The organism is Nocardiopsis sp. CNR-923, from assembly GCF_001942255.1.
Taxonomy (GTDB): domain Bacteria; phylum Actinomycetota; class Actinomycetes; order Streptosporangiales; family Streptosporangiaceae; genus Nocardiopsis.
On the sequence record NZ_MKKC01000011.1, the window covers coordinates 133,189 to 146,653 of the forward strand.

Annotated in this window: 10 protein-coding genes and 3 pseudogenes; 9 read left to right on the forward strand and 4 right to left on the reverse strand. The window is 73.9% G+C overall.

Going from position 1 to position 13,465, the window contains the following annotated elements; translation table 11 throughout:
* The first annotated feature begins 33 nt into the window (after positions 1-33).
* Positions 34-582 (forward strand): hypothetical protein, encoded by a 549-nt coding sequence (locus tag BJF83_RS00930; protein ID WP_075924785.1) that lies wholly within the window; start codon positions 34-36, stop codon positions 580-582.
* Positions 579-893, forward strand: a complete 315-nt coding sequence (locus BJF83_RS26410) for a hypothetical protein (protein WP_075924786.1) — start codon at positions 579-581, stop codon at positions 891-893. Before BJF83_RS00930 ends, BJF83_RS26410 begins: the two co-directional genes overlap by 4 nt.
* A gap of 3 nt (positions 894-896) precedes the next feature.
* Here the strand turns inward: BJF83_RS26410 and BJF83_RS00940 are convergent.
* Positions 897-1,989, reverse strand: a pseudogene (locus BJF83_RS00940) (Zn-dependent alcohol dehydrogenase).
* A 211-nt stretch (positions 1,990-2,200) separates the two neighbouring features.
* Between BJF83_RS00940 and ddaH the strand changes: the two are divergent.
* Positions 2,201-3,027 (forward strand): annotated as a pseudogene (ddaH, locus tag BJF83_RS00945) (dimethylargininase).
* A 224-nt stretch (positions 3,028-3,251) separates the two neighbouring features.
* Positions 3,252-3,899 carry a TetR/AcrR family transcriptional regulator gene (locus BJF83_RS00950; RefSeq protein ID WP_075924787.1) on the forward strand — a complete coding sequence of 216 codons (648 nt, stop codon included), beginning with the start codon at positions 3,252-3,254 and terminating at the stop codon, positions 3,897-3,899.
* A 12-nt stretch (positions 3,900-3,911) separates the two neighbouring features.
* On the opposite strand, the gene speB is transcribed toward BJF83_RS00950, so the two are convergent.
* A complete protein-coding gene (gene speB / locus BJF83_RS00955) occupies positions 3,912-4,934 on the reverse strand; it encodes an agmatinase (RefSeq protein WP_262391217.1) in 1,023 nt (340 codons plus the stop codon).
* A gap of 147 nt (positions 4,935-5,081) precedes the next feature.
* On the opposite strand from speB, the gene BJF83_RS00960 reads away from it, so the two are divergent.
* Together BJF83_RS00960 and BJF83_RS00965 are read left to right on the forward strand one after the other, a co-directional pair.
* On the forward strand, positions 5,082-6,602 hold the full coding sequence (locus tag BJF83_RS00960) for a PucR family transcriptional regulator (RefSeq protein ID WP_075924788.1): 1,521 nt from the start codon (positions 5,082-5,084) through the stop codon (positions 6,600-6,602).
* A 209-nt stretch (positions 6,603-6,811) separates the two neighbouring features.
* Positions 6,812-8,134 (forward strand): helix-turn-helix domain-containing protein, encoded by a 1,323-nt coding sequence (locus tag BJF83_RS00965; protein ID WP_075924789.1) that lies wholly within the window; start codon positions 6,812-6,814, stop codon positions 8,132-8,134.
* Between the two features lie 263 nt (positions 8,135-8,397).
* Here BJF83_RS00965 and BJF83_RS00970 read toward each other — a convergent pair whose 3' ends face one another.
* The gene (locus BJF83_RS00970; protein ID WP_143831734.1) at positions 8,398-8,982 is read right to left on the reverse strand and encodes a hypothetical protein; all 585 of its coding nucleotides are present in this window, start codon (positions 8,980-8,982) and stop codon (positions 8,398-8,400) included.
* 566 nt (positions 8,983-9,548) lie between these two features.
* On the opposite strand from BJF83_RS00970, the gene BJF83_RS00975 reads away from it, so the two are divergent.
* The 3 genes and pseudogenes from BJF83_RS00975 to BJF83_RS00985 all read left to right on the forward strand — a co-directional run bounded on the left by BJF83_RS00975 (position 9,549) and on the right by BJF83_RS00985 (position 12,930).
* On the forward strand, positions 9,549-10,781 hold the full coding sequence (locus BJF83_RS00975) for a PLP-dependent aminotransferase family protein (protein WP_083678362.1): 1,233 nt from the start codon (positions 9,549-9,551) through the stop codon (positions 10,779-10,781).
* A gap of 57 nt (positions 10,782-10,838) precedes the next feature.
* Positions 10,839-11,788, forward strand: a pseudogene (locus BJF83_RS00980) (D-alanine--D-alanine ligase).
* 134 nt (positions 11,789-11,922) lie between these two features.
* Positions 11,923-12,930 (forward strand): aldo/keto reductase, encoded by a 1,008-nt coding sequence (locus BJF83_RS00985; protein ID WP_075924792.1) that lies wholly within the window; start codon positions 11,923-11,925, stop codon positions 12,928-12,930.
* A 19-nt stretch (positions 12,931-12,949) separates the two neighbouring features.
* Here the strand turns inward: BJF83_RS00985 and BJF83_RS00990 are convergent.
* The coding region (locus tag BJF83_RS00990; RefSeq protein WP_143831735.1) for an IS5 family transposase at positions 12,950-13,465 on the reverse strand (516 nt) is incomplete at its 5' end.

Genomic DNA, 13,465 nt, shown 5'->3' on the forward strand with positions numbered 1-13,465 from the left:
TCCGGGCTTCGTCCCCCGCTCGAAGGAATCCCCGTGGTCTTCCATCCTCCGACGTTCGAGCCCGGTCCGGTCGCCACGGCGATCGGGGTCGCGCTGATCGTGTGTCCGATCCTGCGGCCGCTCGTCCTGCGTCCCCTCTACGCGGCGGCCCGGAGACCGGTCCCCCCGCAGGGGCCCTCGCCCCTGGTCCGCCTGAACCGCGCCCTCGCCTGGTGGTCCCTGGGGGAGGTGCTCGGGGGCATGCTGTTCATCGGGACCGCGACAGGGGTGGCCCCGGCCGACATCGGACTGGCGTGGCCCGCCTTCGACGGCTTCGCGGACCGCCCGGGCCTGCTGGCCGCCGCCTCGTGCGCGACCGCGTTCCTGGCCCTGTTCGTCGTCCAGGTGCTCATGCGGGCCCGGGTGCTGTGGCGGCACTGGGGCGGGACCTTCCGGCGAAGGTCCGGGCGGGGATCGCGCGCCGTGACGTCGCCCTCCTGCCGGGGACCCCGTCGGAGCGCAGGGCCCTCGTGCTGTCCTCGCTGGCGTGGGTCCCGGGCTGGACGGTCAACGTCCACTGGGTCATCGTCCCCCTCCTCATGAGCGGCTTGGGGTTCCGGGCCGGGGCCGTGCTCGTGTTCGTCTGCCTGCTGGCCCTGTGGGACGCGATCAACATCGGCTGGCGCGGCGCCCTGGCCGCGGCCCTCGTGGCGGCGATCGCCACGGGGAGCTACCTGTTCGTCCTCGTCGGATCCCTGGTCACCCCCCTCCTGGTGTGGGGGCTGGTCGTGGCCGCGTCGCTCGCGGCCACGCCCTACCGGGGAACCGATCCCGACCCGGAGCCCGCCCCGGACGCGCCGGCCATGACGTGGCGGCCGGACGACGGCACCAGGACGCCGCGGGCGCGGGCGTGAGCCTCAGGACCCGAAGCGCACCAGCGACCGGCCGCCCCGGCCCTGGCGCATCCGTTCGACGCCTCGGGGACCCCGGACAGCGGGATCTCGTCGGTGACCATCGCGGCCAGGTCCAGTGCGCCCGAGCGCACCAGCTCCGCGAGGACGGGGACGTCACGTGCCGGGTCGCTGGACCCGTACACGCACCCGCGCACGGTGCGCGCCTGGTGGAACAGCTCCAGCGCGTTGAACGACACCTGGTCGTCCAGCGCGCCCGCCCCGACGACCGTCACGGTTCCGCCGCGCCGCGTCGCGTCCCACGCCGCGCGCACGACCGCGGCCGAACCGACCACCTCGAAGGCGTGGTCGCGCCCCGGCCGCCGGTCAGCGCCCGCACGGCCTTGGTCAGCGAACCGTCGGCGACCAGGAAGTCCGTCGCGCCCAGCGCCCGTGCCAGCTCCTCCTTGGCCGGGGAGGCGTCCACCGCGATCAGCGGGTCGGCCCCCGCCAGGCGAGCCGCCTGCAGGGCCGACAACCCGACCCCGCCCAGCCCCAGCACCACCGCCGACTGGCCCTCGCGGACCCGCGCTGAGTTAACCACCGCCCCCCATCCGGTGAGCACCGCGCAGCCCAGCACGGCGGCCGCGGCCGGGTCCACCCCGTCGGGCAGCGGCACCACCGCGTGCGCGGGGACGACCGTGGCCTCGGCGAAGGCGCCCGTGCCCAGTCCCGGGTAGACAGGCGTTCCGTCGGTCAGTTCGGCGTAGGTGCCAAGGGCGCGGTCCAGGGCGTGTTCGCACAGGTGGGGCTCGCCCTGCGCGCAGAACCAGCACTCCCGGCACGGCGGCGCCCAGTTCAGGATCACCCGCTGCCCCGGCGTCACCTCGGTCACCCCGTCGCCGACCGCCTCGACGGTGCCGGCGCCCTCGTGGCCGAGGACGGCGGGCCAGATCTGCGGCAGGGTCCCGTCGGACAGGGACAGGTCGGAGTGGCACACCCCCGCCGCCACGAGGCGGACGCGGACCTCGCCCGGCCCGGGGTCGGGCAGGACCAGGTCCTGGATGGTCGGCGGGGCTCCGGCCGCGGTGAAGACGGCGGCCTTGACGGTAGTACTCATGGGTGGGTCTCCAATCACGCTGTGTCGTGACACTAGCAATGCCGTCTGGTCGGTTGGCGGTGGGGTAGGCGGGGCGGAGATTATGGAACTCCCTATATTGCGCTTCCCCTCGCGCGGGTATTTCCTCCTCGATCGCCCGGTCACCGCAGGTGGAACCGGGCCGGCAGCACCGGGGCAGCGTGGCCGCCGGTGCGGGGAGCAGGGAGGTTCCATGGCGCGACCGGTCGGACCGCCGAAGCCGCGGCACTATCTGATGTGCCGACCCACGTACTTCGCCGTCGAGTACGCGATCAACCCCTGGATGGACCCCGCCGCGGGGGTCGACCGCGAGCGTGCCATCCGGCAGTGGGAGGCGCTGCGCGATCTGTACCGCGACCTCGGGCACCGGGTCGCCGAGATCGAGCCCATCGAGGGGCTGCCGGACATGGTCTTCGCGGCCAACGGAGCGCTGGTCGTGGACGGGCGGGTGTACGGGGCGCGGTTCGCCAGCGCCGAGCGCACGCCCGAGGGCCCCGCTTACCTGGACTGGTTCCGCACCGCCGGGTACACCGAGACCCGCGAGCCCAAACACGTCAACGAGGGCGAGGGCGACTTCATCACCCTGGACGACGTCGTCCTCGCCGCCACGGGTTTTCGCACCGAGGCCGCCGCCCACCTGGAGGCCGAGCGCTTCCTGGACCGCCCGGTCGTCACCCTGCAACTGGTCGACCCCCGCTTCTACCATCTGGACACCGCACTGTTCCCGCTCTCCGGAGACCGGGTGGCCTACTACCCGGGCGCTTCTCCGCGGGCAGCCAGCGCGTCCTGCGTTCGCTCTATCCGGACGCGCTCATCGCGACGGAGGAGGACGCGGCCGTGCTGGGCCTGAACGCCGTGTGCGACGGTCGCCACGTCGTCATCGCCGCCGAGGCGACCGCGCTCGCCGGGCGTCTGCGCGCGCTCGGCTACGCGGTCCACACCGTCGAACTCGACGAGCTGCGCAAGGCCGGGGGCGGCGCCAAGTGCTGCACCCTGGAACTGCGCCGCGCCCGTCCGTGATCGGGGCGCGCACCTCCCGGACGCAGGGCCGGGGATCGCGCACACGCGTGCGGATTCCGGCCGCTCAAACCTGACTGGATGTGGGAAATGCCACTCTCCGTCAGAGTGGACTTACCGGTAGTCACAGGTCAGCGTCAGTTTCCGCCCTCGCGGTGTCGTCGGAACCGCTCATCCCCCACCAACGGCCCCTGGCCAATCCGGATCGGGCCCCTAGGCTCGGGAACGTGAAGACCAAACAGCGCCGACTTCCGCGTCGTGTCCGGGAGAAGCAGATGATCGACGCCGCCGTCACGGCGTTCGCCCGAGGCGACTACCACACAGTACGCGTCGAGGAGATCGCCGAGGCGGCCGGCACGTCCAAACCCACGGTCTACCACTACCTGGGGTCCAAGGAGGGGATCTTCGCCGCGTGCGTGCGCCGCGAGGCCGACCAGCTGGTCGCCGCCATCCGCGCCGCCGTGCGAGACCCCCAGGCCCCCGCCGGAGCCGACCCCCTGCACCGGGGGCTCCAAGCCTTCTTCACCTTCGTCACCGACAACCGCGACAGCTGGACCGTCCTGTACCGGCGGACCTCCTCCCAGGCCGAACCCTTCGCGGGCGAGGTCCTGCGGGCCCGGGACCGCGTGCTGGCCGCGGTCGTCGAACTCGTCACCGCCTGCACCGGCGACGCCCGCCACGCGCCCGAGGGCGCCGAGCGCCTCCTGGACCCCAAGGAGGCCGAACTCCTGGCCCGTGTGGCGGTCAGCACCGCCGACGCCTGCGCCGACTGGCTCCTGGAGCATCCGGAGGAGACCCCCGACGCCCTGGCCGGGCACATCACCGAACTCACCCGCTCACACCTGCGATCCAGGTACGCGGTCACCGCCCGCTGACACCCGCCACGGTCAGCCGAGCGGGCTCCCGGCTCCGTCCCTGTCCCGAACGGACCGGGAGCGCGACCGTCGGCGCACGCCCCAGCTAGCGCGCGCCTGGTTCAGGGCCAGGAGGCTGACCAGGTCGTAGGCCACGTGCGAGGCCGCGGTCGCGGTGATCTGCGCGTGGTCGTAGGCCGGGGCGACCTCCACCACGTCGCCGCCCACCAGGTCGCAGGTGGACAGGCCGCGCAGGATCTCCAGCAGCTCGCGGCTGGTGATGCCGCCCGCCTCGGGCGTGCCGGTGCCCGGGGCGTGCGCCGGGTCGAGGACGTCGATGTCCACGGACACGTACAGGGGGCGGTTCCCCACGCGCTGGCGCAGCATGTCGGAGATCTCGTCGACGCCGCGGCGCATCACGTCGGCGGCGGTCACGATGCCGAACCCGAAGCGGCGGTCGTCCTCCAGGTCCTTCCTGCCGTAGAGCGGGCCGCGGGTGCCCACGTGGGCGATCGCCTCGGTGTCGAGGATGCCCTCCTCCACGGCGCGGCGAAACGGGGTGCCGTGCGTGTAGGGCTCGCCGAAGTAGGTGTCCCAGGTGTCCAGGTGCGCGTCGAAGTGCAGCAGGGCGATGGGTCCGTGCCGGCGGTACAGCGATCGCAGCAGGGGCAGGGCGATCGTGTGGTCGCCGCCCAGGGTGACCAGGCGGGTCCCGGCCTCGACGAACGCCGAGGCGCCCGCGTCCAGGGTCTCCACGGCGTCGCCGACCGAGAACGGGTTGACGGGGATGTCGCCGCCGTCGACCACCTGGAGCCGCTCGAACGGCGCCACGTCCAGGCCCGGGTGGTAGGGGCGCAGCAGTCGGCTCGCCTCGCGGATGGCCGAGGGTCCAAAACGCGCGCCGGGACGGTAGGAGACACCGGAGTCGAACGGGACGCCCACGACGGCGATGTCCGCGCGTTCGACCTCGTCGGCGCGGGGCAGCCGGGCGAAGGTCGCCGGTCCGGCGAAGCGCGGCACACGGCTGGAGTCGATGGGTCCGATCGGAGGGTTCATGTCCGTCCTTGGTCTCGCGGCGGCGTTGACGCGGGTCACAGCGCTGCGCTCAGACTAGGAAGCGGGTAGGCTTCCTGCCAGTGGTTCAATCGCACCAAGCAAGACACGAAACTAGACGGAGTGTCCAGTTCGGGGGAGTGTGAGCGCGTGGTCGTCTCCGCCGCCGGGCCCGACGCCCACGCGGTCCCGCTCGGCGCCGTCCTGGCCCGCCGCGACCTGGCCCTGACCCGCGTCGTCGACGCGGGCGACCCGGGCATCGTCTGGGCGGTCGTCAGCGAGCTGGCCGAACCGGCCCGCTACCTGCGCGGCGGTGAGTTCGTGCTGACCGCGGGGCTCAATCTGCCCCGGAGCGCGGAGGGGGTCCGGGACTACGTGCGCTCGCTCGCCGAGGCCCGCGTGAGCGCCGTCGGCTTCGGCGTCACACCCGTGCACGACACGATCCCCGCCGCCCTCGTCGAGGAGTGCCGGAGCCAGCGCCTGCCCCTGGTCGAGGTGCCGCGGCCCACCCCCTTCGCCGCCGTCAGCCAGGCCGTGGGGGAGGAACTGGAGGACAGGCGCTTGCGCGACCTGCGTCGCATGGGGGAGGCCCACCAGCGGCTCACCCGCGCCGTCACCGCGGCCCGCCCCGTCGACCGGGTCCTGGACGTCCTGGCCGAGTCCCTGGGCGCGTGGTCGGCGCTGGCCGCCCCGGAGGGCCTGCGCGCCGGCCCCGGAGCCCCGGACACCCTGGACGGGGAGCTGACGGTTCTGGTCGCCAAGCTCACCGAGGTCGGCGGACCCCGCAGCGCCAAGGCGGTCGCCGGCCCCGACGAGGTCTTCCTGCACACCGTCGGCACACCCCCGGACGACCACGGCGTGGTTCTGGTGGGACGCCCGCGCCCGCTCGGCGTCACCGACCGCGCGGTCCTGCGCACCGCCACCGCCCTGCTGGACCTCCTCCCGCGCCGCCACGACGACGCGCCGCCCGTCCCCGGCCGCCTGTTGACCGCCCTGTTGGTCGACGGCGCGCTGACCGGGCCGGCCGCGCCCCTGCTGGCCGAACTCACCGGGGCGGGGGGGACCGGCGCGCCCGCCTACCGGGTGCTGCGCGCCGTTCCGGCCGGAGCCGCGCGGCACACGTCCCCGGCGGAGCTGCCCCTGCCCACCCAGGTCCTGGACACCGGCACCGGACCCGAACCCGGGCTGCGCGCCGTCCTGGCCGACCGGGGCGAGGACGAGCACCGGGCGCAGCTGGACGAGCTGCGCGCGCACGGCTGGATCGCCGCCCTGAGCGGGCCGGCCGCCCCCGAGGACCTCCCGGGCGCCGACCGCGGGGCCGCGGCCCTGCTGGAGCGGGCCCGCGCCGTGGGCCGACCCCTGGTGCGGGAGGAGGACGACGATCCCTTCGCCGGACTGCTCACCCCCGCGGGCGCCGACGACCTCGCCCGCGGCATCCTCGGCCCTCTGGCCGAGGAGACCGACGCCGCGCGTACCCTGCGCCGCACCCTGCGGGCCTGGCTCGTGCGCCACGGCAACTGGGACCGGACGGCCGCCGACCTGGGAGCCCACCGCAACAGCGTCCGGTACCGGATCGGCCGGATCGAGCGCGACCTGGACGTGGACCTGGCCGACGCGGAGCAGCGCATGCGCCTGTGGTTCGCCCTCACACGGTGGCGGTCGGGCGGCTGAACCCGGGGCACGCGCCCCGCCGACCGGGTGGTCCGGTTTCACGTCGCGCCGTACCGTCGACGCTGGATGGGGCAGGCTGTTCCTCGGAATCGGAACGTGGTACCCGTCACGGCCTCCGAACCGCGCGCGTGTTCCGGTTCCGTCCACCCGCCCCCATCAGAGGTTGGACACTGTTGAACTCCGCAGAGCACGTGAGGACTGGGGCTCAAATGTCGTTTCCCCCTCTGGACACGGCCCTCCCCGCCGGGGTCGACGCCCGAGAACACGCCAACCTGCTGCGCCGGGTGCACGAGGCCGCGCTCACCGGCCGACCGGCTCCCGCCGCGCTGCGTCCGGTCATCGAGGACTCCTGGGGGCGCATGCGGCGCTTCGGGATCGACCCCGACAGCGGACCCCCGCCACGCGTCTCCCGGCCCGACGAACTCCACCGCACCCGGACGGCCTCCCCGATCGCCGAGGTGCTGCCGCTCATCCGCCGCGCCCTGGTCTCGGTCGCCGACGAGGCCGAGCACATCATGCTCGTCGCCGACGCCTCCGGGCAGATCCTGTGGCGCGACGGCTCCCACCGGGTGCGCACGGTCGGCGACCGCGTGGGGCTGGTGGAGGGCGCCTACTGGAACGAGGGCAGCACCGGGACCAACGCGATCGGGACCGCCCTGGTGGTGGGCAGGCCCGTGCAGGTGTACTCGGCCGAGCACTTCGTCCGCAGCCTGCATGCCCTCACCTGCGCCTGCGCACCCGTCCACGACCCGCGCGACGGCCGCCTGCTCGGCGCCATCGACGTCACCGGACCGGTCTCCACCGTCCACCCCTCCACCCTGGCCCTGGTGAACACGGTCGCCCAACTGGCCGAGGCGCACCTGCAGAGCATCCACCACGGGCACCTGGAGCGCCTGCGGGCGGTGGCCGCGCCGCTGCTGGCCCGGATGAGCGGTCCCGCCCTGGTCGTCGACGAGGCGGGGTGGACCGCGGCGGCCGTGCACATCGAGCCGGTCCGCCGGGTGCTCCTGCCGACCCAGCGCGAGACCGGCACCGCCTGGCTGCCCGCCCTGGGCGAGTGCGCGCTCGAACCCCTGCCGGGCGGCTGGCTGCTCCGTCCCCGCCGGGATGAGTCGGCCAGTCCCACGACCGTCACCCTGGAACTGTCCCGTGCGGCGTCGCCCGCCGTGCGGGTCGCCGGGCCCAGCGGGGAGTGGACGCACCGGCTCACCCCGCGCCACGCCGAACTCCTCGTGCTCCTCGCCGTCCACCGCGAGGGGCGCACGGCGGCCCAGCTGTCCGAGGACGTGTTCGGGGCGGCCGGACACGTGGTAACCGTGCGCGCCGAGCTCTCCCGGCTCCGCCGCCACCTGGGCGGCATCCTGGACAGCCGCCCCTACCGCTTCAGCGGGGAGGTTCGGGTGTGCGTCTCCTGGCCGCGGGAGCGCGCCGATCTGCTGCCCGGTTCCCTCGCCCCGGGGGTCCGGACCCTTCGCGAGCGGGACGTCGACCGCTTAGGAGTCCTTGCTGCGAGTGGGGGAGTCGCAACCTAGTGCAACCATTGCCTGGTCGGCGGGGATGGTGTGAACTGTTCGCACACGGCCCGCCAGGCCGGGCGGACGGTGCCGGGCGAGAGAGGGCACGGCAACCGGAGCCACGGCGTCAGCGTCGGTCGCCGCCCGCGGAACCTTGAGGGGGGTTGCGGGGCAGGGCGAGCGCGCGAGCGGGCCCCGGTGGTCCAGGGCGAGTGGGGGGAGCTCCCTGGACGCACCGTGCGCACGGCGTGCCTTCGAGGTGGCTCCTCGGGGGCACGCCGTCACCCGTCGACCGCCTCCCCGGCGGTCTCCCCGGATCCGTGCGGTCGCGCCCCGCCGCCCTCGGCGTCCTCCCCGGCCAGCGCGGGCGCGCATTGGAAGCAGTCCATCGCGAACACCTCGGTGCCGCCGACCGTGCCGCTGAACGCCCCGCGCAGGCCGTCGTCGCCCGCCTCCCGCTCGGCGAGGACCTCGGGCCGCAGGCGTCCCTCGAAGACCAGGGGATCGCCGGCGAGGGTCGTGCCGGTGCAGTGCACCTCCACGGCCCCGTCGTCCTCCTCTGCGGCCTCCGTCCGGTCGTCGGTTCCGGCCGACCGCTCGCCGGCGCCCGCTGGCGAAGTCCCGGCCGACGGCTCGTTCGCGCACGTCAACACCCCCTGGACCGGGTGTCCGGACCGGGCGAAGGCCCGTTCGGCCGCGGGGCGCAGCACGGTCGCCGACAACGCGCCCGCGGCCCGCGCCATCTCCCGTCGAGCGTCCTGCGCCCGTTCCACGCGCGCGTCGTCGGAGGTGCACGCGGTCGTGAGGACACCCGCCAGGGCGAGGCAGGTCAGCGGAGCCAGAACAGTGGTCGTGCGGACTCTCATGCGTTCCCCCAAGGGTGCCGTTCCGGGTGCGAGGCGCACCCGGAGGTGTCCCATGCGACCAATCTCATGGATACGGACATTGAGGCCTATGTCAGACTCGCGTGGAAAGGTGAAAATGTGCTTCATCTTCTGGTCATCGGGCCGCACCACCCCCGCCGCGCGCGGGTACCTCCTCCAAGGACGGCCATGACGGCGACGGCGGACCGACGACGGTCGGGACGGCGCCGCGTGTGTGGCGGTCGGCACGAAACCACAAGCTCGTGGCGGGGAGACGGTCCCGCTGGGCTACACTCGGTGCATTTACCGGTCCGGACGCGCACCCGGACCATCCGACCCGACCGTCGCACGGGGACTCCGGACCGGACCGGACCACCGTGTGAACCAGCGGGCGGCGCACGGCGTCGAACGGGGGACCGCGACCGGCCCCCGCGTCCCGCCCGTGGGCCACCCGAAGACCTTCCCGACGGAGGTGGACCGTGTCCGCTGACCACCGAGAGCAGCAGCCCAGCCAACAGGGTTCGCGTATCGACCCGCACGTCGGCCGCTACGCGCTCCGAGCACAGGGCATGGTCGCATCGGAGGTCCGCGCACTGTTCGCCGTCGCGTCCCGCCCCGAGGTCGTCTCCCTCGCCGGAGGCATGCCCAACGTCGCGGCGCTCCCCCTCGACCAGATCGGCGAACTCGTCCGCGACGTCGTCGCCGAGGAGGGCCCGGCCGCCCTCCAGTACGGTTCCGCCCAGGGCGACCCCGTGCTGCGCGAGCAGATCTGCGACTACATGACCCTGGAGGGCATCACCGCCAGCCCGGACGACGTCATCGTCACCGTCGGCTCCCAACAGGCCCTCGACCTCATCACCCGCGTCTTCGTCGACCCGGGCGACGTCGTCCTGTGCGAGGCGCCCACCTACGTCACCGCGATCAACACCTTCGCCGCCTTCCAGGCCGAGATCCGCCACGTCGCCATGGACGAGGACGGCGTGGTGCCCGAGCGCCTCGACGAGGCCCTCGTCCGCGCCGCGCGCGAGGGCCGCACGGTGAAGTTCTTCTACACCGTCCCCAACTTCCAGAACCCCGCGGGCATCACCATGACCGCCGAGCGCCGCGCCCGGGTCCTGGAGGTCTGCGAACGCCACGACGTGCTCGTGGTCGAGGACAACCCCTACGGCCTGCTCCGCTACGACGGAGAGGCCCAGCCCACGCTCTACTCCCAGGGATCGGGCAACGTCGTCTACCTCGGGTCGCTGTCCAAGACTCTCTCGCCCGGCCTGCGCATCGGCTGGGCGCTCGCCCCCGCCCCCGTTCGGGCCAAGCTGGTCCTGGCCGCCGAGTCGGCGATGCTCAGCCACTCCACGTTCAACCAGCTGGTCGTGCGCCGGTACCTGCGGACCTTTCCCTGGCGCGAGCAGATCAAGGCGTTCAACACCATGTACGGCGAGCGCCGCGACGCCATGCTCGGCGCCCTGGAGGCGATGATGCCCGCCGGGTGCACCTGGACCCGCCCCGAGGGCGGCTTCTTCGTCTGGGCCACCCTGCCCGAGGGCATCGACGCCAAGGCCATGCTGCCCCGCGCGGTCGCCGGACGCGTCGCCTACGTGCCCGGCACCGGCTTCTTCGCCGACGGGCGCGGCCGAGCCTCCATGCGGCTCAGCTTCTGTTATCCGACCCCAGAGCAGATCCGGGAGGGCGTGCGCCGCCTGGTCGGCGCCGTCGAGGGCGAGCTCGACCTGCGTGACACGTTCGGCAGCACTCTGGCCCCGCCCACCGCTGGCAGCCAGGCCCCCGCCCCCGACCTGCCCTGACACCATCCCCATAAGGGCACCGCCACCATGTCAGCACCACACAAGGAGGTCCGCGCCGTGGCAGACCTTGACCGCGTTCTCGTACTCGCCGGGGGCCTGTCCCCCGAACACGAGGTGAGCGTCCACTCCGGGCGGAGCGTCGCCGACGCGCTGCGCCGCCTGGACGTGGAGGTCCAGGTAGCCGACGTCGACGGCACGCTGTTGGACCGGTTGTCCGACGACCCGCCGCAGGTGGTCTTCCCCGTCCTGCACGGAGCGGCGGGCGAGGACGGCGCGATCCGTGAGGTGCTGGAGCTGGTGGGGGCGCCCTACGTCGGCGCCCGCCCGCAGTCCTGCCGCCTGGCCTTCTCCAAGCCCGCGGCCAAGGCCCTGATGGCGGCCGAGGCGTGCGGGTCCCGCGCGGGGTCGCCCTGCCCAAGTCGGCCTTCCACGACCTGGGCGCGCCCGCCCTGCTCGCGCGGATGGCCGACCGGCTGGGTCTGCCGCTGTTCGTCAAGCCGGACCGGGGCGGCTCGGCGTTCGGCGCCGCCCCGGTCGCCTCGGTCCAGGACCTGTCGGCCGCCCTGGTCTCCTGCTTCGCCTACAGCGACTCCGCGCTCGTCGAGGAGCAGGTCCAGGGAACCGAGCTCGCCGTGGGCGTCCTGGACACCGGGGACGGCCCCGTCGCCCTGCCGCCGGTGGAGATCGTGCCCGACGGCGGGGTCTACGACTACGCCGCGCGCTACACCGCCGGGCGCACCGAGTTCTTCTGCCCGGCCCGCCTGGACGCCGACGCCGTCGCGGCCGCCACCGAGATGGCCCTGACCGCCCACCGCGTGCTGGGGCTGCGCGACCTGTCGCGCACGGACCTCATCGTCGGCGACGACGGCCGGGTCACGTTCCTGGAGACCAACGTCGCCCCCGGCCTCACCGAGACCTCGACGTTCCCGATGGCGGCGGCCGCGGCCGGACTCGACTTCGCCGTCGTGTGCCGGGAACTGGCCCACCGGGCGCTCCTGCGCGGCTGAGCCGGACCGACGCACCCGCGCGGGAGCGGCGCGGCGGGCGCGGGCGTCGCGCGCCGAAATCGCGTGGAGATCGCCTACCCGGCAGTGGTACTGTGCCGCCGCCAAACACCAGGCGACGACGGAAGGTGAGCAGAGTGCGCACACGCGAGTTCCAGGGCAGCCCGGTCGGGCGGGTCGGGCTCGGCCTCATGGGCATGAGCTGGGCCTATTCGGCCTCAGAACGCGACGACGCCCGCTCGGTGGAGCTGATCCGCGAGGCCGTCGACGCGGGCGTGACCTTCCTGGACACCGCCCAGGTCTACGGCGGCGGCCACAACGAGGAGCTGGCGGGCCGCGCGCTCAGGGGCATCCGGGACCGGGTCGTCCTGGCCACCAAGACCGGCCTGGTCATGGACGACGCCGCGACCCTGGCCATGCACCAGGACGGCACGCCCGACCACGTCCGCCGCTCCCTCGACGAGAGCCTGCGCCGCCTCGGCACCGACTCCGTCGACCTGTACTACCTGCACCGCGTCGACCCCGACGTCCCGCTCCTCGACACCTGGGGCGCCATGGCCGAACTGGTCGCCCAGGGCAAGGTCCGCCACCTGGGGCTGTCCGAGGTCACCCGCTCCCAGGCCGAGGAGGCGCACGCCGCCCACCCGGTCGCCGCGATCCAGTCGGAGCTGTCCCTGTGGACCCGCGACGCCCAGGGCGCCGCGGGTGGGAGCGCGGGCGGCTTCGGGAGTGTGGCCAACGACGGCCAGGGCCCCGGAGACGTCGTCGGCTGGTGCGCCGAGCACGGCGCGGCCTTCGTCCCCTTCTCCCCTCTGGGGCGCGGCTTCCTGACCGGGACGGTCACCGCCGAGGGCCTGGAGGAGGGCGACCTGCGAGCCCGGCAGCCCCGCTTCCAGGAGGAGGCCGTGCGCCGCAACCAGGTCCTCGTGGACGTCGTGCGGCGCGTCGCCGAACGGCGCGGCACCACGCCCGCCCGCGTCGCGATCGCCTGGACCCTGGCCCAGGGCGACCACGTCATCCCCATCCCCGGTACGAAGAGATCGGCCTACCTGCACGACAACGCCGGGGCCGCCGACCTCGACCTGACCCCCGAGGACCTGCGCGAACTCGACGGCCTGCCCACGGCGGTCGGCACCCGGTACTAGGTCCTGTCTGGAGTTCGAATTATGGACGCGGTGCGATGCTGCGGAGCCAGAGCATCGCACCGCATAGGTGCAGCCCGGCCTCGTAGCTCTCCGGGGTCTTGTCGAAGCGGGTCGCGATGCCGCGCCAGTTCCGCAGCCGGTTGACGCAGCGCTCGACGGTGTTGCGCTCCTTGTACAGCATGTCGTCGTGCGAGACCGGCCGCCCACCGGTACTGCCGCGCTTCTTGCGGTTCGCGGCCTGGTCGGCCTTCTCCGGGATCACCGCCCGGATGCCGCGCCGCCGCAGGTAGCGGCGGTTGCGCCGAGACGAGTACGCCTTGTCGGCGGCCACCGCGTCCGGGCGGGTCCGGGGACGCCCGACCGGTCCGCGCACCTTCACCCGCTCCAGGACCGGAACGAACTGCGGGCTGTCGCCTGCCTGCCCGGGGGTGAGGACGAACGCGAGCGGGCGGCAGCGCCGGTCGGAAGCCAGATGGATCTTGCTGGTCAACCCGCCTCGGGAACGTCCCAGCCCGGCGGCCTTCAACCGGGCCCG

Excerpts from the sequence above, each read along its gene's own strand:
- BJF83_RS26410 (WP_075924786.1), top strand. The coding sequence starts at position 579 with ATGAGCGGCTTGGGGTTCCGGGCCGGGGCCGTGCTCGTGTTCGTCTGC.
- speB (WP_262391217.1), bottom strand. The coding sequence starts at position 4,934 with ATGAACCCTCCGATCGGACCCATCGACTCCAGCCGTGTGCCGCGCTTC.
- BJF83_RS00965 (WP_075924789.1), top strand. The coding sequence starts at position 6,812 with ATGTCGTTTCCCCCTCTGGACACGGCCCTCCCCGCCGGGGTCGACGCC.
- BJF83_RS00970 (WP_143831734.1), bottom strand. The coding sequence starts at position 8,982 with ATGAGAGTCCGCACGACCACTGTTCTGGCTCCGCTGACCTGCCTCGCC.
- BJF83_RS00975 (WP_083678362.1), top strand. The coding sequence starts at position 9,549 with ATGGTCGCATCGGAGGTCCGCGCACTGTTCGCCGTCGCGTCCCGCCCC.